This is a genomic window from Bradyrhizobium sp. 190 (assembly GCF_023073415.1).
In the GTDB taxonomy this organism is placed as follows: domain Bacteria; phylum Pseudomonadota; class Alphaproteobacteria; order Rhizobiales; family Xanthobacteraceae; genus Bradyrhizobium.
Map to the genome: position 1 here is coordinate 1 of NZ_JADPJL010000065.1, position 25484 is coordinate 25484.

The window sequence follows — 25484 nt, forward strand, 5'->3', positions numbered from 1 at the left end:
CAGGGTGTAGACCGGCGGCAGGAAGAAGAAGTTGTAGGCGAGCGAGGCCGCCACGACCGCCGCGAGCGAGGGGGCGAGGCCGAAGCGCGCCGCCACCGCCACCACCGCCGCCTCGGACACCGCCGCCACCGGCCGCCCCGCCGCCTCTATCCTGCGCCTGGACGGCGCTAATACCCGGCGCGACCATCGGCAACACAAGCGCGATCGCAGCCGCTGTGCTCAAAACTTTTAGATTGATCATTGTCGACTCCATTTACGGGATATAGGCCCTAACCCGTTCAGCGGGCGGACGTTCCCGGGCCCGCGTATTGATTGCGCGCAAACTCAGCCTGTCAGGTCGGAACTGTACGCGGAATGAACGGATTGCGCCGATTCCGCGACCATGCGCGGGCGCGATCGGGCCGTGCAAAGGACCGGTCCGGCAGGGCTGCGATATCAGCCTTTGTCTGGACAAGCCGGCGCTCCGGTGGCATCAGAACGACACGACATCTCGAACCGGCCGAGCCCTCATGAAGCTGTTTCTGCTGAAATTTTTCACCTGGTGGAGCGGTCAGACGTTCGGCACGCAATTGTGGACATGGCGATTCGGCGAACTGGTCGGCCAGGATGAGCAGGGCAACCGCTACTATCGCACGAAGGGCCGCAAGATCGATCCGACGCTCGGCTTCGAGCGGCGCTGGGTGATCTATAACGGCTATGCCGAGGCGAGCCGCGTGCCGCCATCATGGCATGGCTGGCTGCATCACACCGTCGACATCGCCCCGACCGAGGAGAGCTACACGCCGCGGGAATGGGAAAAGGCGCATGTTCCCAACATGACCGGCACGCCCGCGGCCTATCGTCCCTCCGGCTCGACGCTCGCCAGCGGCCGCCGCCCCAAGGCGACCGGCGACTACCAGGCCTGGACGCCGGGAAGCTGAACTCTCGATAAGTTTATCCCCTTTCGCTGCCGACATCTTGTCGGGTATTATAGGTGTATATACACTAATGACATGAAACAACCGTCCGATCACGATCCCGACTACATGGCCGCAGCCGGCTGTTTCTGCCTCGCGTCGCGGCAGGCCGCGCGGAAGATTACCCGGCTCTACGATTCCTATATGCAGGGTTCAGGCGTGCGCGCCACGCAGTTCACGATCCTGTCGCAACTGATGCTCCGCGGTGAAATGCCGATTGGCAAGCTGGCGAGCCTGCTTGGGATGGAGCGCACCACATTGAGCCGCAACCTGACGCTCTTGGAAGGCAAGGGCTGGATTTCGATCAACGCCGGTGAGGATCCGCGCGCGCGCATGATCGCGATCACCACACAGGGGCGCGGTCTCGTTCGCCGTGGATTTCCCTATTGGTCGAAGGCGCAGGCGCATATCGGCAAACTGCTCGGCGCTGACGGCCAGGCCGCGTTGAAGCTTTTGAGCTCCCGAAATTTGGGATGAGACGAGCCGGCGAGTGCCCGGCACTTCCTTTACTCCAATAAGTGTAACTACACATAAAGGAGACGTCGTGCTCGACTTCATTGGAATCATCGTTCTCGTTGCCGCGATCATCGTCAGCATAAATGCGCTCACCGGCGCGATGCCGATCAGCAGGTCACAACGCCTCGCCCTTTCGGTCGGTGCCGGCCTGTGGACCGGTCTTGCTGCGGCGCTCGCCGGCGCGAAGCTGTTCCTCGGAACGAACCCGGTGGGGCCGCCGATGATCGGTTCAATGATTGCGCTCCCGCTGGTCGCGACTGCCGTTGCGGCGTCGATCTCGCCGTCCGTGCGCGCTTCGCTGCTCGGGATGCCGATGCCCTTCCTGATCGGCCTGAACGTCTGGCGTGTGGCGGGAGGATTTTTCCTCCTGCTTGCGGCCGAAGGCCGGCTTGCCGGGCCATTTCCAACCTCGGCGGGCTGGGGCGATATCATAACCGGCGTGCTGGCTTTGCCCGTGGCGTGGCTCGCGCTGCGCGGGCAAGGCAGGGCGCTGGTCTGGACGTGGAATGCATTCGGTATGCTCGACCTTGTGGCCGCGCTTGCATTCGGAATTCTCTCCGCGAATGGTTCGCCGCTGCAGATCATTCACGCCGGGGAAGGCTCGGAAGCGGTGCAGCTACTGCCATGGTCGCTGATTCCGACCGTGCTGGTACCGATGTATCTGATTGTACACGGCATTATCTTTGCGAAGCTGGCGCAGACCAGCCAGCGCGCGCCGGGCTGAAGCCTGGTTGCGCTGCACATACGTTCCGGCTTTGCACGGGCTTCTCCTGTGGATAGCGGGATCAGCGGGTACAACCATCGCCGCCGCCTTGTGCTCTCCGCGAGGCTGCGGCTCAATAGGGACATCTTACGGAGATGGGAAACCATCGCGTCGGTGCCGGGCTCCAGTTCGCGACTGTCCCGGCGAGCAGCGGCCACCGAGTAGGACACCGGCCGGGAGATAGGCCCCCGGTGCAGACGTCCTGAAATCGCCCGCTAATGTGTGGCTGCCGTAGGAAAGGAAAGGCCGTCTGGGAAACCAGGCGGCCTTTTTCTGTGTGGCGACGCTCACGTGTCCCGGACGCGGTGCAGCGTGCAACGGTGCACCGCAGAGCCGGGACCTACGCGCATCCAAATGGGTCCCGGCTCTGCGTCGCGTCACTATCGTGCCGCGCCGCGTCCGGGACATGACGATTTCTGAACAGCGTCACCCCATCCGCGCGGCGGCGCGGTCGATCATTTCGCCGCGGCGGATTTGCGCCGGTGCAATCCTGTCTTTCATGGAGGCGAGCACTTCCGGCGGCGCGGTGTCCGGCGAGCCGGAATTGAACGGGGGTGCCGGGTTGTATTCGAGCCGGAGCTGAATGGCCTCCGCGGTCCTCTGGTCGTGCAGCAGCGAAACCAGCGTCAGCGCGAAATCGATGCCTGCGGTGACGCCGCCGCCGGTGACGCGGTTGCGGTCGACGCAGACGCGCGTCTTGGTCGGGATCGCACCAAAGGCTTTCAGGAAATCCATCGCCGTCCAATGCGTCGCCGCCCGGTACCCTTTGAGCAGGCCGGCCGCGCCGAGCACCAGCGAACCCGTGCAGACCGAGGTGATGTATTTGGCGCCCGGCGCCTGCTTGCGCAGGAAGGCCAGCATCTCCTCGTCGTTGATCATGTCGTCGGTGCCGAACCCGCCGGGCACGCAGATGACGTCGAGCTGCGGGCAGTCCGCAAAGGTCGTGGTCGGCGTCAGCACCAGTACGGAATCGCTCGTGACCGGTTCGATCCGCTTCCAGATCAAATGCACCTTCGCGCCGGGCAGGCTGGAGAACACCTGCAACGGACCGGTGAAATCAAGCTGGGTGACTTTTGGGAACAGCACGAGGCCGATCTGAAGCGGCGTGGAAGTTTGAGACGGCGCGGACATCGTGACCTCCGGAAAATTTGGCTTGACGGGAGGCATCCTGACATGGTCGCTTCGTGTCCGAAACGGCATATTTCCCTCATTTCAGGACATAGGCCAAATTAGGACATCAGCCAAAAAGCGAGCTGCATGATGATCGGCGTTCTCGTGTTTCCGGATTTCCAGTTACTTGATGCCGCCGGCCCGATTTCGGTGTTCGAGATCGGGGCGCGCTTCGCTGAAAATGCACCCTCAATCAGGGTTGTGGCGGTGACGCCGGGGCCGGCGCGCTCATCCTCGGGCGTCGAGATGCTTGCACACGGGCTAAAGTCCTCGGGCGCCATCACCACCCTGATCGTGGCGGGGGGCGAGGGCGTACGGCAGGCGGCGACCTGCGAGAAAACACTCGACTTCGTGCGCGCCATGGCGAGGCGTGGCGTCCGCATCGCCAGCGTCTGCTCCGGTGCCTACATCCTCGCGGAGGCCGGCCTGCTCGACGGCCGCCGCGCCACCACGCATTGGCAACGCACGCGGCATTTTCTCAAAGCCTATCCGCAGGTGAAGCTCGAGCCGGATCGCATCTTCGTGCGCGATGGCGACATCTGGACGTCCGCCGGCATATCGGCCGGCATCGATCTGTCGCTGGCGATGATCGCGGAGGATTACGGCGACGAGATCGCGCAGAAAACCGCCAAGCAATTGGTGCTCTATCACCGCCGCAGCGGCGGCCAGTCGCAGTTCTCTTCGTTGTTGGAATTGAAGGCACCGAACGGCCGCTTTGGACCACTGCTGGCCTGGGCGCGCGAGAATCTCGATGCGCCGCTCACGGTCGAGGATCTCGCCGAACAGGCCGGCATGAGTTCGCGGCATTTCACCCGCGCTTTCATGGCGGAGACCGGCACCACGCCGTCAAAGGCGGTAGAGCGGTTGCGCATCGAGGTGGCGCGGCAGCGCGTGCAGTCCTCGAGCGAGGCGATCGAGCGTGTCGCGCAAACCACGGGCTTCCGCGATCCGGAGCGGATGCGCCGCGCTTTCATCCGTGCCTTCGGCCAGCCGCCGCAATCGCTGCGCCGCGCGGCGCGGGCGGGGTAGCGGCATTGGAAATCCGCTATCTCCGGAAATCCACCCGGCCTTGCGTGAAGTAACCGTCTATTCTCTGATCGCTCCCCACCAGGCCAACCCAGGGGACTGTGATCTCCGGGTTGTTCAGGTTGATATACTTACCCACCAGCCGGCGCGGACCTTCGCGCCGTGCGTCGATGAGGCCCCTGCGCTTGCCGGAATCCCAATCGAATAACAAGTACACGCGGTCTCCGACGATTCTTGCTTCGCCCTGGCCCTGTTTCCATTTATCGGGAGTATCTCCCGGTATGGTGGGGTCCGCAGCGCCCTTCCAGCGGCTCGACCACTGACCTTCGATCGTGCCGTGTGGGTAGCTGGTATCTTGAGCGCTCCACGGCTTTGCATTCTCGTCGGTGGCAGATTCCTCCGGCGCCGTGTTGCGGGCGAACTGCGTCACGTCATCATCGTTTGGATGCGGAACGTCCATGACGCCGAACGGATTTCGGATTGCCGGATCGTTTTCGGATACGGCGGTTTGCTTTGCGCTTTCGGATTTCATTGGTGTCTCCAACTGCCACGGCCGTGCTTCACTCCGACAGCACAGCCTGCTTCGTGAACGTTGGGATCGCAGGATGGTGGCGCGGCGGCCACCCGATTTCCGGGGGAACCCCGAGCAGGGCGATTCCTCAGGAAGCGGCGCTGATTTCCCGATCGGCCACAACGCCGAATGATCACTGGCAGGACACGAGATCGGGCGCCAGCTGGCGCAGTTCCCGGTTGATCAAGCCGGTTCGCTTCGGATCGCCTTGCCGATTCCAGACGTTGAGCGTGACAACGCGTAGCCGCATCGCCGAACCCGGGTTCATCAATGAATCCGGACAACGTTCGCCAGGAGGGTTGGTTCAGCGCTTGCCCGTGGTCATCTGCGCTGGCTTACGCAACGTCGGCTTGTGCGCTCGGCGTCCCCTCTGCGAGCAAGGCATCGAGATCGACGAGCTGCGGATCGTCAGCCTCGGGTTCGCCGAGTCCTGCGCTGCCGTGAAGATGCATCAGGGTCTGCACACGGCGGGCATTGAGATGGTCCACATGCTGATGCTGCAGCGCTAGCGGCAGCAGCGCTTTGGGCAGCCCGACCAGGGTAAAGGCCGAAACCTTGCGCACCTCGCCGTCCTCGCGCCAAAGCAGGGGATGGAGGGTGTAAATCAACTGCCGTTCGATCTCCGGCGATACCAGCTGCTCCGACTCTGATAGCGTGAGGCTGGCGAGGTTGGCGTTGCCTGCACGTGTGCGAACGGCGGCGGATCGTAGCTCCCAGCATATCAAGTCGGCCGCGGAGAGAACCTCGCGACGGACGGCATCCACGTTGCTCGAAAACCTGGTTGCGTCCGATATCGACAGCGCAGCTTTGGTGACAGCCTCGACCAGCGCCGTGGCACTTGCGTCAAAACCCGGCGCCGCGCGCTCGATGGCCGTAGCCATCGCCTCGATCTGGTCTGCCGTCGTGTCGCGGTCGCGCTGTGCCTTGGCATCGGCCAGTGCGCGCTCGGCCGAAGCGACCTGCTCGTCGTGTTCCACCAATGCGGCGCGCCACGTCTTGGTGCGCTCTTCGACAGCACGCATGTCGGCCTCTGCCCGATCGAGCCGGGCAGCGGCAGCTCCTGCCACCGCCAGCCGTTCGGCCGCGGCGCGTTTCTCAGCAAGTTCCGTTTCGGCAACGCTCAAGCGGTCGGCCAGCTTCTGCCGGGCCGCCAATTTCTCCTTCAGCGCGTTCTCGAAGCGCTCGATCGGGTCGAGTTCCCGCTTAAAAAATTCGCGCTTAAAAAATGCCATGGCAATACCCCCGCGCGTCACGATCATCTGCCGAATCAGCAGGCAGATTCGTTATTTGCGAAGACTAGCCCGAAAATGGGAGAGATTGCGGCTTGATGACGCCGGTCAACAAGATGGTGGCCGGGAAGGGGCTGGCCATCACCTCCGGTGCGCATGGGCCAAAGCTAATGCGGCGTGTCTGGGTTCCAGCCGAGCAGGGCCAGCATCACGAAAAATCCGACGACGTACGCCAGAGCTATTGGCCAGCCCTGGCTGACCCAGCGGCCGACGGACTTGGCTTCCGGATACATGTTCGACAAAGCGACGCCCGCCGACGAGCCGAACCAGATCATCGAAGCCGACGGCATAGGCCAGATAGCCCCAGTCGTAGCCGCCTTGCTTCAGCGCGAGTGCGGTGAGGGGGATGTTGTCGAACACGGCGGAGACGAAGCCGAGGCCGAGCGTGGTCGGCCATGACGCGGCCGGCAGTTTCTCGACCGGCATCAGCGAGGCCGCGGTGACCAATGCCAGAAGAAAGATCGTGCCCTTGAAGGTTTCGGGCATCACCTTCCAATCGGGCGCGCGCAGTCCCGCCGTCAGCAGAATGACCACCCAGACGGCGATGCCGAGAACGGGAATTGTATCGAGCAGCGCCGGGAACTTGAGATTTGCGGTGATGTTGGCCGCCAGCGCGGCGATCAGAATGGCGGCGACGATGAAAACCCGCGTCGGGTCGATCTTCAGAACCTTTCGACGCATCCTTCTGGATCGGCGAGTAGCGATGTTGCTGAATGGAGGCGGGCACGGCGAAGATCAGCATGGCGACGATGGCCGCGATATAGGCCTCCACCACCGCGAGGGGACTGACGCCGGCGATCCACATCATGGTCGTCGTGGTGTCGCCGACGACGCTGCCCGATCCGCCGGCGTTCGAGGCCGCGACGATCGCGGCAAGATAGCCGATGTGAACCTTGCCGCGGAATACGTGGCGCGCAACGGTGCCGCCGATCAAGGCCGCCGCGATATTGTCGAGGAAGCTTGACAGCACGAACACCAGGACGAGCAGCACGACGCCACCCTTCCAGTCGTCCGGCAGCAGCGCCGGCATCTCATCCGGGATCCGGCTTTCCTCGAAATGCCGGGACAGCAGCGCAAACCCCATCAAGAGCAGGAACAGATTGCCGAGCGTGACCCACTCATGCGCCATGTGGTGGCCAAGGCCGGCGAGGCCCGCACCATGCTTGAAGCCGGTGAAGACCAGTTTGTAGACGATGATCGCAGCAAGGCCGGCCAGCGCGACCTGAAGCGTCTTGTGATGGAACAGCGCGACCCCGAGCAGCGTCAGCGCGAACAGGATGAAGTCGACGGGTATTCCGAACACCAACATATCTTTCGCGGCACTAGGCCGCTGCACCGGGGGCGGCCCGGCGCCCCAAAGCCACAGGCTCAGCGACTGCCTGCCGCGACCTAAACCAGTTCGAGCCGCAAGGACCGGTCCACCATCTTGGCCGCTCGCTGCAACGTCGACAGTGTCACATTTCCATCCTTCGGGTCGAGCAGGCGGCTGATCTGGCTGCGGCTGGTCTTCATCCGTTCGGCAAGGCCCTTCCGGGAGATGTTCTTTGCCTTCATCGCCTCAACGATCTGCCATGCCAGCACTTCCTTGATGGCCGTCGCCTCGAACTCCTCAAGCTTGCCTTGATCCTTGAGGAATCCGTCGAGCGTGCTGAAGCCGACCGTCGAACGGACAGCTTTTCTTTTCCGGACTTTTGTCGTGCGTTTTGCCATCAGTGTCCGAATTCCTTCATTCGTTTGCGAGCCAGTGCCAGCTCATCGTCGGGTGTCTTCTGTGTCTTCTTGATGAAGCCGTGCAGCACAATGATGCGTTCCGCCATGACGCAAAATAATACCCGTGCGATTCGATTGCTCGGAAGGCTCGTGCGGACCTCCCACAATCCTTCGCCCATCGGCCTGCAGAGCGGCATTCCCACCGGCCAGCGGAACTGGATACGCATCAGGTCGAGACCGATTGCATTCCGATCCCTTTCGTCGAGAGCACGAAGCCAATCCCGTACGATCTCCTTCCGCCGCGCGTTCGATAAAACACCACCGGTATCTTGCGCGGATCGCTACCGGCCATGGCGACCTATATACAGGGCATGTACCATATAATGTCCAGGTTGGCAGCTGTTTATTTCAGCGCCTTCAGCCATGCGGCGATTTCGCTGACTGCGACGTTGGCCTGCTGCAGCAGCTTGCCCATGGTGAAGAAGCCGTGGAACTGGCCCGGGAAGTGCCGATAGGTCATGGGCACGCCGGCGTCCTTGAGCCGCGCGGCATATTCGGCGCCCTCATCGCGCAGCGGGTCGGCGCCGGCGGTCAGCACATAGGCCGGCGGCAGGCCGGCGAGCGTTTTCGCGCGCGCGGGCGAGGCTTTCCAGTGATCGATGTCGGCCGTGCCGTTCAGATAGTGGTTGCAGAACCATTTGATCACGGAGTGCGTCAGCAGAATGCTGGTCTCGGGTTCGCTGTGTGAGGGATGACTCATCGCAAAATCGGTGGCGGGATAGATCAGCACCTGGCCCGCGAGTTTTGGACCGTCGCCGTCGCGCGCAGCCAGCGCCACGACGGCGGCGAGATTGCCGCCGGCGCTGTCGCCACCGACCAGCAAGTGCCCGGCGTCGATGCCGAGCTGGCCGGCGTTGGCGGCAACCCACTTGGTTGCGGTGACGGCGTCGTCGACAGCGGCAGGATATTTGTGCTCCGGCGCCAGGCGGTAGTCGACCGAGATGACGATCAACTCGCCCTCATGGGCAAGCTTCTGGCAGGCGACTTCATGGGTATCGAGATCGCCGATCACCCAGCCGCCGCCGTGAAAAAACACCAGGCACGGCGCAAGGCCATTGTTCTTGCGCAGCGTCTTCGGGGTGTAGATGCGCGCCGGGATCGCGCCGTGCGGCGCGGGGATCGACAGCGGCTTGTTCGATTCAAGCGCGGGCGGTTCGGGGTTACTGACGACGCGGGCGTTCCGGTAATACTCGCGCGCTTCCGGCGCGGTCAGCGTTTCATAGGCGGGACGGCCCGCTTCCTGGAAAGCCTTGTAGACGGCGGCGGCATCGGCATCGAGCGTGACGGGCATGGTGGCGAGGACCTCGTGCGTTGATTGGAGCTCAGGCGGCGGTGCGGCCGCCGTCGACCGTATAGGCGGAGCCGGAGACATAGCTCGCCTCGTCGGAGGCGAGGAACGCCACGATGGAAGCGACCTCGGACGCCTGCCCGAGCCGCCGCGCCGGAATCCGGTCGACGATCTTTTTGTTCGGCGGCGGCTCATTGCCGGGATTGCGGCCCTGCAAAATCGTGCTCAGCATCCGGCTGTCGATCAGGCCGGGGCAGACGCAATTGACCCGCACGCCGGTGCCGGTGCATTCCCAGGCGGCGCTCTTGGTGAGACCGATCACCGCGTGCTTGCTGGCGCTGTAGACGGCGATCATCGGCGATCCCATCAGGCCTGCGATGGAGGCGGTGTTGATGATGCTGCCCTTGTTCTGTTTCAACATCACCGGCAGCACATGCTTCATTCCGAGAAAGACGCCGACCACGTTGACATCGAGCACGCGCCGAAAACTCTCCAGCGAATATTCCGGGATCGGCTTGATGTCGCCCTCGATGCCGGCGTTGTTGTAGAAGGCGTCGATCGCACCGAACCTGTCGACGGTGGCGCGGACATAGTCCGCGACCTCGTCCTCCCGCGTGACATCAGCCGTCACCGCAAGCGCTTCGGCGGAGGCGGGAAGGTCCTTGATGGCGGCCGCGAGATCCTGCTCCCTGCGGTCGATGGCGACGATACGGGCGCCGCGTTCGGCCAGGAGGCGGATGGTCGCGGTTCCGATGACGCCGGCCGCGCCGGTCACGACGGCAACCCTGCCATCGAGGCGAATTCGATCGGGCATAGCTGGGGTTTCCTCTCGCTTGTCCGGTTATCCCGGATTTTGGTGGTTTTCGCGCCAGGAGTGGGCACCCTCGCGCGAACGGAAGCGACTATTTCATCTGAAGCGGGGCATGACTAGATCATGGAGCCATGATCGAGATCATGGCGCGACTACGAAAGCCGGTTTCGGCCTTCCGGGGCCATGATCGGAATTGTGGGCGCGACTATCGAAAGCCGCTTTCCGCCTTTCCGGGCCATGATCGAGTGCGGCGGGAAGGGGGCAGGCCGCCCTTTCCGCGCCGTATTCGCCGTGTTAACCGGATGGGACGCGAGCGGCGGATAAGTCTGTACTATGTCGCGAGCCCGATTCGCCTGTAAAAGCCGCGAGATGCTTCGAACCATTGCCCTGACCGGTCTTGCGGCGCTGATCGCCGCCACCACGACTTCGCTTGTGCCGCCAGCGCAGGCGCAGATCGGTAATATCTTTTCCGATCCGCCGCTGCGGCCGCCGGGCGCCATTCCCCGCGGCAATCAGCAGCAGCAACCATTCCCCGACGACGACGAGGAAGTGCCGGAATTGCCGCGCGGCCGCCTGTTGCCGACCCCGAACCGTCCGCCGCCGGGGCAGGGCGCTCCGCCGCCGGGAAGCTTCCAGTCGCAGCCGCTGGCGCCGCCGCCGGGAACGACCGTCGCTCCGCAAGGCACGCAGCCGGGTGTTGCGGTTCAGCCGCCGCAGCCGGGCCAGCCGGGTGTCGCCAACGCGCCGCCGGGCCAGCGCCAGCCGCCAGCCAAGGGCGTGCCGAGCTCGCCGGCGACCCTGCAGCCGGGCGACGAGGTCGTGTCCGAGCCGCCGGCAACCAAGATCACCAACAAGAAGGCTGCCTTCTCGGGCCTCGACAAGATCACCGGCCGCATCATCAATTTCGAGGAAGATATCGGCGAGACCGTGCAGTTCGGCGCGCTGCGCGTGAAGACCAGCGCCTGCTACACGCGGCCATCGACGGAAGCTGCCAACACCGACGCCTTTGTCGAGGTCGACGAGATCACGCTGCAGGGCGAGGTGAAGCGGATCTTCTCGGGCTGGATGTACGCTGCAAGCCCTGGCCTGCATGGCGTCGAGCACCCCGTCTACGACATCTGGCTGACCGACTGCAAAGGCCCCGACCAGACCATCGTCAGCGCACAGCCCGAAGCGCCGAAGGCGCCGCCGCCGGCCGCAAAGCGTCCGCCGCAGCCGAAGCAGGCAGCGCCGCGCCCGCCGGGACCGCCGCCGCAACCGCAATTCCAGCCGCAGCCGCAACAGGCTCCACCGCCGCCGCCTCCGCCGCAGCAGCGGCCGGGTGGATTGTTTGGCGGATTGTTCGGGAATTAGCCGCAAAGAACGTAGCCCGGATGGAGCGAAGCGAAATCCGGGGCCGCTCTCTCAGTGGAGGCACCGATCCCGGATTGCGCTTCGCTCCATCCGGGCTACGGGCTCCGTGCAATAATCGCGAGCGCTTCCTCGCCGCTGATGCTGGCTTGTAACCGCATAAAATCCGCAGGCTCGCCTGCGATCGCCTTGTCGAGCAAGGCGCGATAGCGTCGCCTCGAAATCTCGACCGCGCCGAAGCTGCGCAGGTGTTCGGTGACATACTGGGTGTCGAGCAACTCGAACCCGCCCGCGATCAGCCGCGCCACCAGATGCACCAGCGCCACTTTCGACGCGTCGCGGGTACGGTGAAACATGCTTTCGCCGAAGAAGGCTCGCCCGAGGCTGACGCCGTAGAGGCCGCCAACGAGGTCGCCGTCCTGCCAGACCTCGACGCTGTGGCAGTGCCCGAGTTCGTGGAGCCCGACATAGAGGTCGCGGATGCGCTTGTTGATCCAGGTGTCGTCGCGCCCCGGCTGCGGCGCAGCGCAGCCCGCGATGACCGCCTTAAAGGCGGTATCGACGGTAACACTGAAGGCATCCGAGCGCACGGTGCGGGCCAGCCGCGAGGCGATGCGGAATCCTTGAAGCGGAATCACGCCGCGCATTTCCGGCTCGACCCAGAACAGCGTCGGGTCACCGGCGCTCTCGGCCATCGGGAAGATGCCGCAGGCATAGGCCCGCAGCAGCACTTCGGGCGTGATTTCGGAAACGGCTGACTCGCGCGAGGTCATGGGCTGATGATAGCAGGACGGAGGGGGCCTATGCTACGTTCCGCAAACAATCAGTGCGCAGCCGTAGCCGCACGATGCGAGACGGATGATGGTAAGGCAATCCGCCCGACCGACTTCCCGCAAATGAGTGCAGCATGAGCGCAGTGTTGATCGTCGTTCCGGTGTTCGCCTTGATTGCGGCCGGCTATGCGGCAGTTGCGCTACGCTTCATTTCCCCGACGGCGCACAAGGGTATTTCCGAGTTCGCCTTCAGCATCGCCATTCCAGCGCTCCTGTTCCGGATCGTGGTCGTCGCGGAATTTCCCGCCGTCAACGCCTTCGCGGTGTGGGGCGCCTATTACGGGGCAACGGCGGCGACATGGATCGTCGCGCTTCTGGCGTCATCCGTTCTTCGGCAATCCCGGCCTGACGGCGTGGTCCTCGCGATCGGCTCGATCTACGGCAACATCGTGATGCTCGGCCTTCCCCTGACGTTGTCGGCTCTGGGCAGTCAGGCGGCCGGCTCGATGGCATTGATCCTGTCGGTCAACACGCCGCTGCTTTGGCTTTGCGGCACGCTGCAGATGGCATGGGCCGAGCGGAAGCCTTCCGAGTCAGCACCGCTACTGGTCCTGCGGGCGGTACGGGAGATTGCGCGAAATCCGATCATGCTTGCGCTCGGCTTCGGCTTCCTCTGGCGCTTGACCGGATTGGGGCTGCATCCCGTTGCGGATAAGACGCTGGAACTGCTAGCGCAGGCGGGGTCGCCCACGGCGCTGATCGCGCTCGGCATCAATCTCTTCGGATTCAAGATCAAGGGCCAGGCAGTCGCGATGGCCGTCATGTGCGCGCTCAAGCTGCTGGCGATGCCAGCCATTGCCGCGATCCTTGCGTTCTACGTCCTGGCGCTGCCGCCCATTTCCGCGGCGGTGGTTGTCCTCTTTGCCGCGATGCCAACCGGCGCCAATGCCTACATCTTCTCGGCCCAGTACGGACGGCTCACCGAAGCCGTCTCGGGCGCAGTGGCTCTCGGCACGGTTTTGGCCGCAGTGACGTTGCCCGTCATCGTAGCATTCGTAACGGTCACGCTGCGCTAGGCGTGCGACAACCGTCGTAATTCTAGTCCGCGTACCCGAACAGCTTGGCGGGATTGGCCACCAGGATCTTCCGCAGCTCGGCCTCATCGGGCGCGTAGCGATAGAGGAGCTCGAGCAGGTCGGCGTCGTTGGGCGGCTGCACCACCGAAACCGGGTGCGGCCAGTCACTGGCCCATACGCAGCGGTCGGGGGCGGCTTCGATATAGGCGCGCGCGATCGGCATGACGTCGTCCCAGGGCGGGCCATTTTTCGAGGTCTTTTCGCCGAGCGACAGCATCACCCAGAAATTGCCCTTCGACAGAAGCTCCAGCATCTTTTGCAAATTCGGATCTTCCTTGCCACGCGTCGGGTCAGGACGGGCCATGTGATCAATCAGCACAGGCACGTCGAGGTTTTCGTATTTGGCGACGCTGGAGACGATGCCGTCCTTCTCCGGCTGGATTTTTGCGTACCAGCCGAGTTCGCGAATGCGCGCGATCGCGCGGGCAAAATCCTTGTCCGAGAGCACCGCGCCCAGTTCCTGCCGGAAACTGAAGCGGGCTCCGCGCACGCCGGCGTCGTGAAGTTTGGCGAGATAGGCATCATCGGCTTCGGCAAACACCAGCGCGTTGGCGCAACCGCGATAGTTCGGTCCCATCGCGGCGAGGCCGTCGAGCACTACGGAATGATCGGCGCCGTAGGTCGTGGTCTGCACGATGATGCCGCGATCGATGCCGAGCGCCTTGTGGACGCGCAATGCAGCCTCCCAGGTCGCGGTCGGCATCTGGTAGGCGGCGCCCGGCCGCACCGGATATTTGTCCAGCGGACCCAGCACATGAAACTGGCTATCGATGCTCTTCGGCGGCGGCAGTTTTGAGGGACGGCGCGGGTTCGGGTCGAATGGGAGATAGGTCGGCATGTCAGGTTCCTTGACTGGTCGCGGTCAGCCGATCACGGCGGTGAAATCGCATTGCACGAGCGCGCCGTTTTCCATGTCCATCTGCAGCGCGTGGCGGGCGGGACGCGAATGCCCGTCGGGAAACATCTTCAGCCATTCGGTGTTGACAGGCGCGCGCTGCGTGCGATCCTGCAGCCACACCGTCATCTTGATGATGTCGTCGGTGGTCCCGCCGCCAGCCTCCACGATTGCCTTCATGTGGCCGAACATGTTGGCGCACTGGTCCTCGATCTTTTCCGGCATCTTGCCGGTCGCTGGGTCGCGGCCGAGGATGACGCCGGACATCAGGAGATTGCCGATGCGGCAGGCGTTCGGAATGGGATTGGCGTGCTTGAACTCGCCGATATGAATGCTCTTGCGCCGTGTCATCACTGCTCTCCGTTTCTTGTTCAGACGAACTGGCAGGACACCGATCCGAACTGGCCGTAGTCGGCATGAAACGTGTCGCCCCTGGTGATGTCGACCGGGCGCGTAAACGATCCGGCCAGCACCACCTCTCCGGCTTCGAGATACTCGCCCTGGGCGGCCAGGCGATCGGCGAGCCAGGCCACGCCGTTGGCGGGATGGTTGAGGACACCGGCGGCAATCCCGGTCTCCTCGATCTGGCCATTGCGAAACAACAGCGCGCCAATCCAGCGCAGGTCGAAATCGAGGGGACGGATAGGCCGCCCGCCGACGACCAGCGCCGCATTCGCGGCATTGTCGGAAATCGTGTCCATCACCTTGCGCGGCGCCTTGGTCTCGGGGTCGACGCGATGCATCCGGGTCTCCAGGATTTCAAGCGCCGGCGTGACGTAGTCGGTGGCATTGAGAACGTCGAACAGCGTGCAATCCGGGCCCTTCAGTGGCGTCTTCAGCACGAATGCCAGTTCAACCTCGATGCGAGGCGCGTGGAAGCGGTCGAACGGGATCGGCGATGCATCCGGGTAGAACATGTCGGCGAACAATACGCCGTAATCCGGCTCGGAAATCCCGACGGCATTCTGCATCGCTTTCGATGTCAGGCCGATCTTGTGCCCCCTGACGACGCGTCCGCGGGAGAGCTGCAGCTTGGTCCAGGCGCGCTGGATGGCGTAGGCGTCCTCGATCGTGAGATCCGGGTATTCGCGCGTGAACGCTGGAATCAGCGACTTGCTGCGCTCGGCGTCATCCAGGCGCTGCGCCAGCCGTTCGACGGTCTGTTGATCGAGCATCGGCTTATTGCTCCTCCGTCACGGTGTTGCGAAGGGTGCCGATGCCTTTGGATTCGACCTCGACGACGTCGCCGACCTTGAGCCAGCGCGGCGGCGTGAACCGGGCGCCGGCCCCGGTCGGGGTGCCGGTCGCGATCATGTCGCCGGGTTTCAGGGTGGCAAACGTGGAGAGGTAGGCGACCAGGAAATCGAACGGGAACATCAGCCGCTCGGTGGAATCGTTCTGGCGGACCTCGCCATTGACGCGGGTGACGATGTCGAGCGGCCCGCGCGGATCGCATTCGTCCGACGTGACGATCCACGGCCCGATGCTGCCCGAGCGGTCGAAATTCTTGCCTTGCGTGACGTTGAATTTGCCGTGGTGCAGCCAGTCGCGAACGCTGCCCTCGTTGCACAGCGTCATGCCGAAGATGTGCTCAAAGGCGCGCTCGCGGGGAATGTGTCGTCCTTCCTTGCCGATCACGATCACAAGCTCGCCCTCATAGTCGAGCTGTTCGGAGATCTTCGGCTTTTCGATCGGCTGACCGGAGCCGACGACGGAGGAGGGGTTGCGGACGAACAGGCTCGGATATTTCGGCAGGTCCGAATTGTCTTTGTACTCGGCGTTGCGGTCTTTGTAGTTGACGCCGATGCACCAGAGTTTTTCCGGGTTGGGGATCGGCGGCAGCAAGACAATATCGTCGAGTGCATGGTTCGGCTTGAGGCCGGCGACCATTTGGCGCGCAACCTCCAGGCCGTCCTTGGCGATCAGGGTCCGAAGGTCAGGACATTTCGGTCCGAGCCGTTGGGTGAGGTCGACCACGCCGCCGGCAACGGCCGCGCCGAAGCGCGGCTCACCGTCTGCGAGAAAGCTTAAGAGATGCATGCCGTGGATCTCCGGATCAGCGCCGCGTTCACGCGGGCAGCAGCGCGCCTTGCGACGCTTCAGGATTCAGTTTTCGAAGTCTGGAATACGGGTTTCAGGGTGACGATCTCGCCGAGCGTGGCATAACGCGGACCGGCGATGCGGGCGATCGGATCGAGCGCCTTGGTTTCGATCTTGCCGTTGTTCAGCAGTCCATCCCTGATATGGAAGACCAGCACTTCGCCGACGATGAGCCGGCTGCGGGTCTCGCCAAATTCGAGGCACTGCCGGAAGCGGCATTCCATCGCGACCGGCGCGGCGGCGAGACGGGGCACCTTGATGCGTTCTCCCGGCAGCGTCGCAAGTCCCAATTCGTCGACCTCGCTGACATCGGGCGGATGCTCGGTGGAGCTCTCGTGCACCGCCGTCATCAGGCTCGAATCCGCGATGTGAACGACATACTCCTCGTTGTTGAGGATGTTCTGCGCGGTATCCTTGTAGATTCCACCCTTGCGGCCGACGCTGATGGCTAGCATCGGCGGCTTCGGCGAAACGAAGGTAAAGGCAGAGAACGGGGCGAGGTTGAGCACCCCGCTGCCCGACAGGCTGGTCACCCAGGCGATCGGACGAGGCACCACGACGCCGGTGATCAGCCGGTAGGCCGTTTCAGCGTCGAGATATGCAGGATCGATCCGCATCGGGATGCGCCTTAGTCAGCCTTGATGTTCGCCTTGCGAACCACGGGAATCCACTTGGCGTCCTCTCGTTCGAGGTAGCTCGTGAACTCCGCCGGCGTCATCGACACCGCCTCGGCACCGAGCGCATTGAACTTCTCGACGATGGCGGGATCTTTTAGAATCGCCGCCAGCGTTTCGTGCAGCTTGGTCACGATCTCGGCCGGCGTGCCTGATGGCGCGAACAGGCCGGTGAAGGTCTGGCCGTCAAACTCCTTGTGGCCGAGTTCGGTGAAGGTCGGGACATCAGGAAGCCAGGAGGCGCGGTGGCTGCCGGTGACGGCGAGCGCGCGCAACATGCCGCTCTTGATGGAAGGCAGTCCGACCGAGATCTGGTCCAGCGCGAATTGAACCTGTCCGCCGATCAGGTCGTTGAGGGCAGGCGCGTTGCCGCGGTAATGCACCGTCAGCCATTGCACGCCGAGCGTGGACTGCATCAGCTCGCTAAGCAGATGGTTGGTGGTGCCTTGGCCGGGCGAGGCCATCGTCAGCTTGCCGGGATCGCGGCGGGCAAGTTCGATGAATTCCTTCAGATCCTTGGCCGGAACCGAGGGATGCACTTCGAGTACCAGCGGCGTCATCGTGATCGAGGTGATGGGGACGAAATCCCGCTTCCAGTTATAGGCGTCGCGCTTGGCGATCTCAGGCGCGAACAGCACCGGGCCGTTGGCGCCGACGAACAAGGCGTAGCCGTCGGGCGGCATTTTCGCGAACGCCTCGCCGGCAATCAGGCCGCCGGCACCGGCCTTGTTTTCGACGATGAAGGGCTGGCCCAGTTTGGCCTGGAGCCTGTCGGCGATGACGCGTGCGGCGCTGTCGACATTGCCGCCCGCCGGATAAGGGACGATCAGGCGTACCTGCCGCGCCGGCCATTGTTGGGCGTCGGCCGGCGTGCTCAACGAAGCCGCAAATAGTGCTGATACAGCGACGCCTGCGATCGCGAAAAATTTCATCGCTTTCTCCCGAAAAGCGGCATATCCGCCGCTATATTCTTGTTTTGCGCGAGCCCCGTCCCAGCGGCATGCGCATCTATTGTTCCGCGCCGCGATGTTGCGCGCGGCCCTTCCGCTGTCGACCAAATTGTGGTGTTTTTGTCTACATTGTGGACAACGGACGACGTGTATGACGAACGGTCGGTTAAAGGCGCTCAGGCGAGGGCCGCAGCAGGGCGGGCAGGCGATCCGCCGCGCGTTGGCCGTGCTGCGGACGCTCGCGGTTGGCGGGGAAAGAGGCGTATCTCTGGCGGAAGTCGTGCAAGCAACCTCGCTCGCTCGTCCTACGGTACATCGCATCGTGCATGTGCTGATCGAGGAGGGGATTGTCGAGCGCAGCGAGCGGACGGGAAATTATGTCGTCGGCCGTCAGGTTCCCGAACTGGCGCTGGCGCGTCCATCGCGTTCACCCCTGATGGTTGCAGCCGAGCCGCATCTCGCGGAGGCATCGGCGCAACTCGGCGATACACTGTTCCTGACGGTGCGCACCGGGCTCGATACGCTGTGCGTGGCCCGCCGCATCGGCGGCTATCCGATCCAGGTGTTGTCGATCGAGGTCGGTGTACGGCGTCCGCTGGGCGTCAGCAGCGCCGGGGTCGCAATCCTGGCCGCCATGCCTGCTCCGGAGGCGCGCAAGATCGTGCTCGCCAACGAAACGCGATTTGGCGCCTACCGGACCGATACGGCGACGGTGATCGGCCAGATCCAGCTTGCGCGCCGACGGGGCTACAATCTGCGTGACGTCGGGCTCGTGCAGGGGACGAAGTCGCTTTCGGCCTGGATACGAACGCCGGACGGCCAGCCCGCCGCCGCGATTACGCTCTCCGCCATACGAAACAGGTTGAGCCCGCGCCGCGCGATCGAGGTGGCGGATGTTCTTGTTGCGGCTGCACGTGCGATAGAAGCGGCGACGCCAGCCTAATTCAGCTCGCCGCCGCGTTGGTCGCCTTTGCCGCCACTGCCGGGGCGCGGCGGAAGCGCAGCACGATCCTGGTGCCGTGATGGTCCGGATCGCGCTCGGCGCTGGCGTCCAGCTTGGCGGCCATTGCGCTTACGATGCGTTGTCCCATGCCGGTGGAGCGTGGGTCGGCCTTGGCGTTGAGACCGACGCCGTCGTCCGCAATCGCGACCACGAGGTCTTCGCCCTCGGGCTTGAGTTCGACGTGAATCGGACCGGCGCCGTCGGGATAGGCGTATTTGACGGCGTTCATCACCAGCTCATTGACGATGATGCCGATCGCCACCGCGCGGTCCGGGTCGATTTCGATCGGTTCGGCCTTTAGCGTCAGCCGCGACATCTTGTTGCCTTCGGCCGAACGCCGGAGGTCTTCCAGCAGGGCTTCGAGATACTGGTTCAGCAACACGCTCTTGAGATCGTGCGAGGTGTAGAGGCGGCGATGCACCTGGGCGACCGCGGCGACGCGGCCCATCGCATTGGTCAGCGCCGCCTTGACATCGTCCTGGGTCGCCGAATTGGCCTGCAAGTGCAGCAGCGAGGCGATGATCTGCAAGGAGTTGCCGACGCGGTGGTTGACTTCGCGCAGCAGCACTTCGCGTTCGGCGGCGAGCGCCGCATAGCGGTCGCGCGAGGCGTGAACCTCGGCTTCCGCCTCGTCGCGGGCGCGCTGAAGCTCGGCCTGGCGCAGCGCACCGTCGATTGCGACCTGCAGCAGCGGGATGAAATCGCCCCTGATATCCTTGACCAGATAGTCGGCGGCGCCGGCCTTCAGCGCCGTGACGGCAATCGCCGAATCCTGGGCGGCTGTGACGAACACCACGGGCGGGGCGTTCGCTATCGCCATGATCTGTTCCAGTGTTTCGAGGCCGTCGAGACCCGGCATGTACTGGTCAAGCGCAACCACATCGATGCCGCCTTGCGCCAGCCGCGCCAGCCCTTGCTCGCCGCTCGCCGCGTGGACGACCTTGAAGCCTGCCCGCGTCAGGCCGCGGTCGACCAGCCGGGCAAGGCCAGCGTCGTCGTCGATATACAGGAGTGTCGGCGCAGCTTTGTTCATGTGGCGGCCGGGGGGACCTGAATGACAGAGAAGAACAGACCGAGCTGGCGAATGGCGTTGGCAAAGCTTTCGTAGTTCACGGGCTTGGTAATGTAGACGTTGCAACCGAGTTCGTAGCAGCGCTTGATCTCGTGCGAATCGTCGGTCGTGGTCAGCACCACCACCGGCGTGGTCTTGAGATATTTATTTTCCTTGACCCGCTTCAGAATGTCGATGCCGGTCGTGTCGGGCAAATTGAGATCGAGCAGGATCAGGAGCGCGCTGCCCTTGTGGTCGAGGCCCGTCCCGTCCTTGCCAAACAGGTAGTTCAGGGCGGCTGTACCGCTGGTGAACGGCTTTATCTCATTGTTGACACCGGATCGGCGTATATTCCGCTCGATCAGGCGGGCATGACCCTCATCGTCCTCGATCATGATGATGGTGACTGGATTATTCATGGCCGTGTGTTCCGGTTGGCAGACCAATTAATGGGCAACGTAATCGTGAACGTGCTGCCCTGGTGAAGTTCCGACGCGACCGACATGGTGCCTCCCAGACGACGCACCAAGGCGCGGACGTGGGCAAGGCCGATACCTTGCCCCGGCTTATCCTGGGTTCCGGCGCGGCGGAACAGCTCGAAAATGCGCTGATGGTCCTTGGGATCGATACCACGCCCATTGTCCGATAACTCGAAAATCGCAAAGCCGAGCTTGGTGCGGCCGCGCACCGTGATTTCGCCGGGGACCCCCGTCTTGAGGTATTTGAGCGCATTGTCGATCAGATTGGAGAAGATCTGCTCGAGCGCAAGGCGATCGCTGACGATATTCGGCAGCGCGTCGATCCGGATCTCGGCCTGGGCTTCCGCGGCCTGATGCGCCACGGTCTCCACGATGCCCTCGATCAGTTCCCTGGTATCGATCCAGACCGGCTCGAACTCGCGTCGTCCCTCGCGGGTGAGGTTGAGGATCGCCGATATCAGCCGGTCCATCTTGCCGATCGACGACTTGATGAAGCTGAGCGCCTCGGAGAAGTCCTCCGAGATCTGCTTGTCGGAGCCTTCGAGTACGGGCTCGGCGGTATCGGTGGCATTTTCAGGGGCTGATGGTGCGGCGGACTGCTCGCGGGAAAGCGCTGCGATCCGCTTGAAGATGTCGCCGCGCAATTCCTCCAGCTCGCTGGTGAAGCCCATGATGTTCACCAGCGGCGAGCGCAGATCGTGGCTGACGATGTAGGCGAAGCGCTGGATCTCGTCATTGGCTTCGCGCAAGTCCGCGGTGCGCTCGTCGATCGTTGCCTCCAGGTTGACATGACTATCGCGCAGCCTGGCGTCGGCCTGGTCGCGGGCGTGCGACGAACGCCGGACCAGGAAGATCGCGATGCCGGCCAGCACGACCACGAGACCCGAGCCGATGCCGGTGATCGAGGCCGCCAGCGTCTGGCTGCGATCGGCATTGGTCGTGCGCTCGACAAACAGACGGTCTTCCTCGGTCCGCATCCGCACCGCGAGATCGTCGATATGTTTCATGGTGTCGCGTCCGATGCCTTCGCGAACAATCTTGGCGGCATCGTTCATGCGCTGGGACCGGGCCAGTTCGATGGTGGTGCGGAATTCCTCGATGCGCTGGTCGTAGAGCGGCATCATCTCGTTGATGAGCCGCCTTTGAACCGGATTGTCGCTGACGAGCTGGCTCAACCGCGTCAGCGCCGGCGTCAGTTCGGAGATAGCTTGCGTAAAATCGGCCTGAAAATCCGGCCGCAACGTCGCGAGGTAGCCGCGCTGCGCGCTTTCGGCGCGCCGCAACTGCAGTTGGACGAGCGATATCTGGCTTTCAACCTCAACAGTGTGCAGAACAGCGCGCGCGTCCTCGCGCGCCTTGTTCACCAGATGGACCGAAGCGGCGCTGATGGCGGTCAATACCAAGAGCCCCGCCACAAGCAGCAGGATGTGGCCCATGGCGCGCTTGCGCTGGGCATCAACGGTCACGGTGATCTCGTGTCATGGACAAACGGAACAAGCGCCCCTGGCAACCCCTTTTGCATCCCAACGTGCGATGGAACCCATCGGTTCCATGCGCCGTCGAATATTTCAGGAGGTTTTCACTCAGGTCTTGCCGTCCACCGGCTGGCCGGCGAGGTACTGCTCGAGCCAGTGGATGTGGTAGTCGCCGTTGATGATGTCGGCCTCGCGGACCAGCGCCCGGAACAGCGGAAGGGTGGTTTCGATTCCGTCGACCACCATCTCGTCGAGCGCCCGGCGCAGCCGCATCAGGCATTCGGCGCGAGTCTTGCCGTGCACGATCAGCTTGCCGACCAGCGAGTCATAGTAAGGCGGAATGACGTAGCCCTGATAGACGGCGGAATCGATCCGCACGCCGAGCCCGCCGGGCGGGTGGAATTGCGTGATCCTGCCGGGCGACGGGCGGAAGGTCTGCGGGTTTTCCGCATTGACGCGGCATTCGATGGCATGCCCGATGATGGTGATCTCTTCCTGCTTCGCGGGCAGGTCGCCGCCAGCGGCGATGCGGATCTGCTCCAGCACGAGGTCGATGTCGGTGATGCTCTCGGTGACGGGATGCTCGACCTGGATGCGAGTGTTCATCTCGATGAAGTAGAACTCGCCATCCTCGTAGAGAAATTCGATGGTGCCGACGCCGAGATATTTCATGTCCCGCATCGCCTTGGCACAGGTCTCGCCGATCCTGGCGCGGGCGGCGGCGGCGAGAACCGGCGAGGGGCCTTCTTCCCAGACCTTCTGGTGGCGGCGCTGCAGCGAGCAGTCGCGCTCACCGAGATGGATCGCGCCGCCGCGGCCGTCGCCGAGAATCTGGATCTCGATGTGGCGCGGCTTCTGCAGGTATTTTTCGAGATAGACCGAAGCGTCGCCAAACGCCGACTTGGCCTCGTTGGACGCGGTCGACAGCGCCATCATCAGGTCGTCGGCGGAGCGTGCTACCTTCATGCCGCGTCCGCCGCCGCCGGCGGCCGCCTTCACCAGCACGGGGAAGCCGATCGCCTTGCCGATCGCCAGGGCGTCGTCGTCGGGCGAGACCGCGCCGTCGGAGCCCGGAACGACCGGGATTCCGAGCCGCTTGGCGGTCTTCTTGGCCTCGATCTTGTCGCCCATCAGGCGGATATGCTCGGCCTTCGGGCCGATGAAATGCAGGTTATGTTCGGCGAGGATTTCGGCGAAGCGGGCGTTCTCCGACAGGAAGCCGTAGCCGGGATGCACGGCATCGGCGCCGGTGATTTCGCAGGCTGCGAGCAGTGCGGGGACGTTGAGATAGGAGTCCTTCGACGGCGGCGGTCCGATGCAGACGCTCTCGTCGGCGAGCCGCACATGCATGGCGTCGGCGTCCGCAGTGGAATGCACGGCGACGGTGGAAATGCCGAGTTCCTTGCACGCGCGCAGCACGCGGAGCGCGATCTCGCCGCGATTGGCTATCAGAATCTTATCGAACATCGCTGCGCCTGACGTTGACGAACTTATTCAATGATCACGAGCGGCTCGCCGAATTCGACCGGCTGGCCGTCCTCGACGAGAATTTGCGTCACCGTGCCCGCGCGCGGCGACGGGATCTGGTTCATCGTCTTCATCGCTTCGATGATCAGCAGAGTTTGCCCGGCCGATACCTTGCTGCCGACGTCGATGAACGGCTTGGCGCCGGGCTCAGGCGCCCAATAGGCGGTACCGACCATCGGCGAGGGGACCACACCCGGATGCTTGGCCAGGTCGGCACCCGCCGCGGGGACTGCCGCCGCGGCAACCGGCGCCGGCTGGAATCCCGCCGGCATCGCCGCCGATACGGTGATGTTACGCGCGACCCGCACCCTCAGGCCGGCGCGCTCGATTTCGATCTCGGTCAGGCTGGTCTCATCCAGCAACAGCGCGAGTTCGCGAATGAGCGCGCTGTCGTCGCTCTTCAGATTTGCGGCTGATTTGTCCGCTGACTTGTTGTCGGGCTGGCGGGCCATGCTCTTGATCCGGAATTCTCGATGTGGGTGACGGAAGCGTCAGGCTTGATGTCGTTCGACGTCAGGTTTTGAAGTCAGGTTTTGGACTTGGCGCCGAGTTTGGCGGCAAGGCCTGATATTGCGAGCCGGTAGCCGTCGATGCCGAAGCCGCAGAGCGATGCAAAGGCGGCCATGGCCGTATAGGAGTGATGACGGAAGCTTTCGCGGGCGTGGATGTTGCTGATATGCACTTCCACCGTCGGGATTTTCACGGCGACCAGCGCATCGTGCAACGCGATCGAGGTGTGCGAATAGCCGCCGGCGTTGATGATGATGCCGACCACCTTCTTGGCATGCGCCTCGTGGATGAAGTCGATCAACTCGCCTTCGCGGTTGGACTGGCGGCAATCGGCCTTCAGGCCGAATTGCGCTGCGGTTTCCACGCAAAGCTTTTCGACATCGGCGAGCGACGCATGGCCATACTTTTCCGGTTCCCGCACCCCCAGCATGTTGAGGTTCGGGCCATTGAGCACATAGATCGTCGCGGCAGAGGCTTGGGCCATCCGAATTCCAGTAAAGGGGGGCGGGCAGGTCGCGGGGTTATAGGTAACAACGGGCCGAAGGGGAAGCCTTCTGGGGGTTCTGAACAGGCCCCAAATGCCTCATCCGGTTCGTAAAAAGCCCCGCGGAACCTACGGAAATCGCTCATTAACCAATGTTAAAGGGCGAGCCGTCGAGGAAACCGGCAGGGCGTTGTCCCTCTTACCAGTGGCCCGGACGCCGCCGGCTTTCGGCGAGCTCGCCGTGGAAACTGTGCTGCCCGAGGTGGAACAGCTTGCATTGCAGGTCGAACCGCGCGCCCGGTCTACTTAGGTTGCTGGTTGGCGGTTGGCTTGTTCTCCGGCGCCGTGGGCTTGATTCCGGGCGCGGGCTTTGCTGATGCAGCCTGCTTGGCGTGGTTCGGAGGAGGGGGTCTCTGCGCAATCGGCGGCGAGGGCGGCTCAGGCGCGGCGGGTGCGGACGATCCGACGCCGACAGAGATGCCGAACAGCCGCCACTGCCCGTTCACCGGCGCGAAAGACAGATCGAAATTGACCTGGGTCGGCACCGAGGGGAAGAAACCCGCCATACGCATCAGGCCGTTGGCCTCGATCTGCGGCAGCAGATTGAGCTGCGGATCGATCACGGCGACGCCGGAGAGATCGAGATTGTCGTTGCGCAGCTTGGCGAAGATTTCGCCTAGCCGTGCCGCCGAGTTGCTCTGAAAGCCGGGTGCGCCGATGTCGCGCAGCACGGTGTAGTTACCGGTTTTGTTGGCCTGATCGAGCGCGAGTAACGACGACCTGATCAGGATCAGCACGCCGTTGCGATCGATCTGCGCGGGTTTCGGCGCCGACGCGGGCGAGGGCGCCTGCGCGTGGCTAGCAGAAGCCGTTGCAGCCATGACAGCCACAAACATGAGAACTCGCCAGCCACGTCG

At 63.6% G+C, this 25484-nt stretch carries 29 protein-coding genes and 2 pseudogenes; 7 read left to right on the forward strand and 24 right to left on the reverse strand.

Annotated elements, in window-relative coordinates:
* Positions 1-108: pseudogene (locus tag IVB22_RS42130) on the reverse strand (DUF4118 domain-containing protein); the annotation flags it as partial.
* A 401-nt stretch (positions 109-509) separates the two neighbouring features.
* On the opposite strand from IVB22_RS42130, the gene IVB22_RS31855 reads away from it, so the two are divergent.
* From IVB22_RS31855 to IVB22_RS31865, 3 genes are all read left to right on the forward strand, one after another.
* A complete protein-coding gene (locus IVB22_RS31855; protein ID WP_247521126.1) occupies positions 510-920 on the forward strand; it encodes an NADH:ubiquinone oxidoreductase subunit NDUFA12 in 411 nt (136 codons plus the stop codon).
* Positions 921-992: 72 nt separating this feature from the next.
* Positions 993-1433 (forward strand): MarR family winged helix-turn-helix transcriptional regulator, encoded by a 441-nt coding sequence (locus IVB22_RS31860; protein WP_247521127.1) that lies wholly within the window; start codon positions 993-995, stop codon positions 1431-1433.
* A gap of 67 nt (positions 1434-1500) precedes the next feature.
* Positions 1501-2196 carry a hypothetical protein gene (locus tag IVB22_RS31865; RefSeq protein WP_247521128.1) on the forward strand — a complete coding sequence of 232 codons (696 nt, stop codon included), beginning with the start codon at positions 1501-1503 and terminating at the stop codon, positions 2194-2196.
* Positions 2197-2661: 465 nt separating this feature from the next.
* Here the strand turns inward: IVB22_RS31865 and IVB22_RS31870 are convergent, their stop codons facing one another.
* Positions 2662-3366, reverse strand: a complete 705-nt coding sequence (locus IVB22_RS31870) for a DJ-1/PfpI family protein (RefSeq protein WP_247521129.1) — start codon at positions 3364-3366, stop codon at positions 2662-2664.
* A gap of 129 nt (positions 3367-3495) precedes the next feature.
* Here IVB22_RS31870 and IVB22_RS31875 point away from each other — a divergent pair, with 129 nt between their 5' ends.
* Entirely contained in the window at positions 3496-4434 is a 939-nt protein-coding gene (locus IVB22_RS31875) for a GlxA family transcriptional regulator (protein ID WP_247521130.1), read from the forward strand.
* A 16-nt stretch (positions 4435-4450) separates the two neighbouring features.
* Here the strand turns inward: IVB22_RS31875 and IVB22_RS31880 are convergent, their stop codons facing one another.
* From IVB22_RS31880 to IVB22_RS31910, 8 genes and pseudogenes are all read right to left on the reverse strand, one after another.
* The gene (locus tag IVB22_RS31880; protein WP_247521131.1) at positions 4451-4963 is read right to left on the reverse strand and encodes a hypothetical protein; all 513 of its coding nucleotides are present in this window, start codon (positions 4961-4963) and stop codon (positions 4451-4453) included.
* Between the two features lie 172 nt (positions 4964-5135).
* Complete coding sequence (locus IVB22_RS41455) at positions 5136-5270, reverse strand: hypothetical protein (protein ID WP_256467485.1); 135 nt, start codon at positions 5268-5270, stop codon at positions 5136-5138.
* Between the two features lie 67 nt (positions 5271-5337).
* The gene (locus IVB22_RS31885) at positions 5338-6261 is read right to left on the reverse strand and encodes a hypothetical protein (RefSeq protein WP_247521132.1); all 924 of its coding nucleotides are present in this window, start codon (positions 6259-6261) and stop codon (positions 5338-5340) included.
* Positions 6262-6398: 137 nt separating this feature from the next.
* Positions 6399-7600, reverse strand: a pseudogene (locus tag IVB22_RS31890) (citrate transporter).
* Positions 7601-7680: 80 nt separating this feature from the next.
* Entirely contained in the window at positions 7681-8001 is a 321-nt protein-coding gene (locus IVB22_RS31895) for a helix-turn-helix domain-containing protein (protein WP_247521133.1), read from the reverse strand.
* Complete coding sequence (locus tag IVB22_RS31900; protein ID WP_247521134.1) at positions 8001-8228, reverse strand: type II toxin-antitoxin system RelE/ParE family toxin; 228 nt, start codon at positions 8226-8228, stop codon at positions 8001-8003. Before IVB22_RS31900 ends, IVB22_RS31895 begins: the two co-directional genes overlap by 1 nt.
* Positions 8229-8404: 176 nt before the next feature.
* On the reverse strand, positions 8405-9352 hold the full coding sequence (locus tag IVB22_RS31905; protein ID WP_247521135.1) for an alpha/beta hydrolase: 948 nt from the start codon (positions 9350-9352) through the stop codon (positions 8405-8407).
* Between the two features lie 31 nt (positions 9353-9383).
* A complete protein-coding gene (locus tag IVB22_RS31910; RefSeq protein WP_247521136.1) occupies positions 9384-10163 on the reverse strand; it encodes an SDR family NAD(P)-dependent oxidoreductase in 780 nt (259 codons plus the stop codon).
* 366 nt (positions 10164-10529) lie between these two features.
* On the opposite strand from IVB22_RS31910, the gene IVB22_RS31915 reads away from it, so the two are divergent.
* Positions 10530-11513 (forward strand): DUF2155 domain-containing protein, encoded by a 984-nt coding sequence (locus tag IVB22_RS31915; RefSeq protein WP_247521137.1) that lies wholly within the window; start codon positions 10530-10532, stop codon positions 11511-11513.
* A gap of 95 nt (positions 11514-11608) precedes the next feature.
* On the opposite strand, the gene aat is transcribed toward IVB22_RS31915, so the two are convergent.
* Entirely contained in the window at positions 11609-12283 is a 675-nt protein-coding gene (gene aat, locus IVB22_RS31920) for a leucyl/phenylalanyl-tRNA--protein transferase (RefSeq protein ID WP_247521138.1), read from the reverse strand.
* Between the two features lie 134 nt (positions 12284-12417).
* Here aat and IVB22_RS31925 point away from each other — a divergent pair, with 134 nt between their 5' ends.
* Complete coding sequence (locus tag IVB22_RS31925) at positions 12418-13359, forward strand: AEC family transporter (RefSeq protein WP_247521139.1); 942 nt, start codon at positions 12418-12420, stop codon at positions 13357-13359.
* A 22-nt stretch (positions 13360-13381) separates the two neighbouring features.
* Here the strand turns inward: IVB22_RS31925 and IVB22_RS31930 are convergent, their stop codons facing one another.
* The 6 genes from IVB22_RS31930 to IVB22_RS31955 are packed head-to-tail and all read right to left on the reverse strand — an operon-like array spanning position 13382 to position 18020.
* Positions 13382-14257 carry an amidohydrolase gene (locus IVB22_RS31930; RefSeq protein WP_247521140.1) on the reverse strand — a complete coding sequence of 292 codons (876 nt, stop codon included), beginning with the start codon at positions 14255-14257 and terminating at the stop codon, positions 13382-13384.
* A gap of 24 nt (positions 14258-14281) precedes the next feature.
* A complete protein-coding gene (locus tag IVB22_RS31935; RefSeq protein ID WP_247521141.1) occupies positions 14282-14665 on the reverse strand; it encodes a RidA family protein in 384 nt (127 codons plus the stop codon).
* 20 nt (positions 14666-14685) lie between these two features.
* Positions 14686-15489, reverse strand: coding sequence for a 2-oxo-hept-4-ene-1,7-dioate hydratase (gene hpaH, locus IVB22_RS31940; RefSeq protein WP_247521142.1), 804 nt, complete (start codon positions 15487-15489; stop codon positions 14686-14688).
* Between the two features lie 4 nt (positions 15490-15493).
* Complete coding sequence (locus IVB22_RS31945; RefSeq protein WP_247521143.1) at positions 15494-16354, reverse strand: fumarylacetoacetate hydrolase family protein; 861 nt, start codon at positions 16352-16354, stop codon at positions 15494-15496.
* 59 nt (positions 16355-16413) lie between these two features.
* Entirely contained in the window at positions 16414-17031 is a 618-nt protein-coding gene (locus tag IVB22_RS31950; RefSeq protein ID WP_247521144.1) for a flavin reductase family protein, read from the reverse strand.
* Positions 17032-17042: 11 nt separating this feature from the next.
* Positions 17043-18020 carry a tripartite tricarboxylate transporter substrate binding protein gene (locus tag IVB22_RS31955; RefSeq protein WP_247521145.1) on the reverse strand — a complete coding sequence of 326 codons (978 nt, stop codon included), beginning with the start codon at positions 18018-18020 and terminating at the stop codon, positions 17043-17045.
* Positions 18021-18189: 169 nt separating this feature from the next.
* Here IVB22_RS31955 and IVB22_RS31960 point away from each other — a divergent pair, with 169 nt between their 5' ends.
* Positions 18190-18981, forward strand: a complete 792-nt coding sequence (locus tag IVB22_RS31960) for an IclR family transcriptional regulator (RefSeq protein ID WP_247521146.1) — start codon at positions 18190-18192, stop codon at positions 18979-18981.
* 1 nt (position 18982) lies between these two features.
* Here IVB22_RS31960 and IVB22_RS31965 read toward each other — a convergent pair whose 3' ends face one another.
* The 7 genes from IVB22_RS31965 to IVB22_RS31995 form a co-directional block, all read right to left on the reverse strand.
* Positions 18983-20074 (reverse strand): sensor histidine kinase, encoded by a 1092-nt coding sequence (locus tag IVB22_RS31965; protein WP_247521147.1) that lies wholly within the window; start codon positions 20072-20074, stop codon positions 18983-18985.
* Positions 20071-20511 carry a response regulator gene (locus IVB22_RS31970; RefSeq protein WP_247521148.1) on the reverse strand — a complete coding sequence of 147 codons (441 nt, stop codon included), beginning with the start codon at positions 20509-20511 and terminating at the stop codon, positions 20071-20073. The genes IVB22_RS31965 and IVB22_RS31970 overlap by 4 nt, the downstream gene beginning before the upstream one ends.
* Complete coding sequence (locus IVB22_RS31975; RefSeq protein ID WP_247521149.1) at positions 20508-22037, reverse strand: CHASE3 domain-containing protein; 1530 nt, start codon at positions 22035-22037, stop codon at positions 20508-20510. The genes IVB22_RS31970 and IVB22_RS31975 overlap by 4 nt, the downstream gene beginning before the upstream one ends.
* 117 nt (positions 22038-22154) lie before the next feature.
* On the reverse strand, positions 22155-23513 hold the full coding sequence (gene accC / locus IVB22_RS31980; protein WP_247521150.1) for an acetyl-CoA carboxylase biotin carboxylase subunit: 1359 nt from the start codon (positions 23511-23513) through the stop codon (positions 22155-22157).
* Positions 23514-23536: 23 nt separating this feature from the next.
* Positions 23537-24025 (reverse strand): acetyl-CoA carboxylase biotin carboxyl carrier protein, encoded by a 489-nt coding sequence (gene accB / locus IVB22_RS31985; protein ID WP_247521151.1) that lies wholly within the window; start codon positions 24023-24025, stop codon positions 23537-23539.
* A 74-nt stretch (positions 24026-24099) separates the two neighbouring features.
* A complete protein-coding gene (gene aroQ / locus IVB22_RS31990; RefSeq protein WP_247521152.1) occupies positions 24100-24567 on the reverse strand; it encodes a type II 3-dehydroquinate dehydratase in 468 nt (155 codons plus the stop codon).
* A 302-nt stretch (positions 24568-24869) separates the two neighbouring features.
* On the reverse strand, positions 24870-25463 hold the full coding sequence (locus IVB22_RS31995; protein WP_374207760.1) for a hypothetical protein: 594 nt from the start codon (positions 25461-25463) through the stop codon (positions 24870-24872).
* Positions 25464-25484 lie beyond the last annotated feature (21 nt).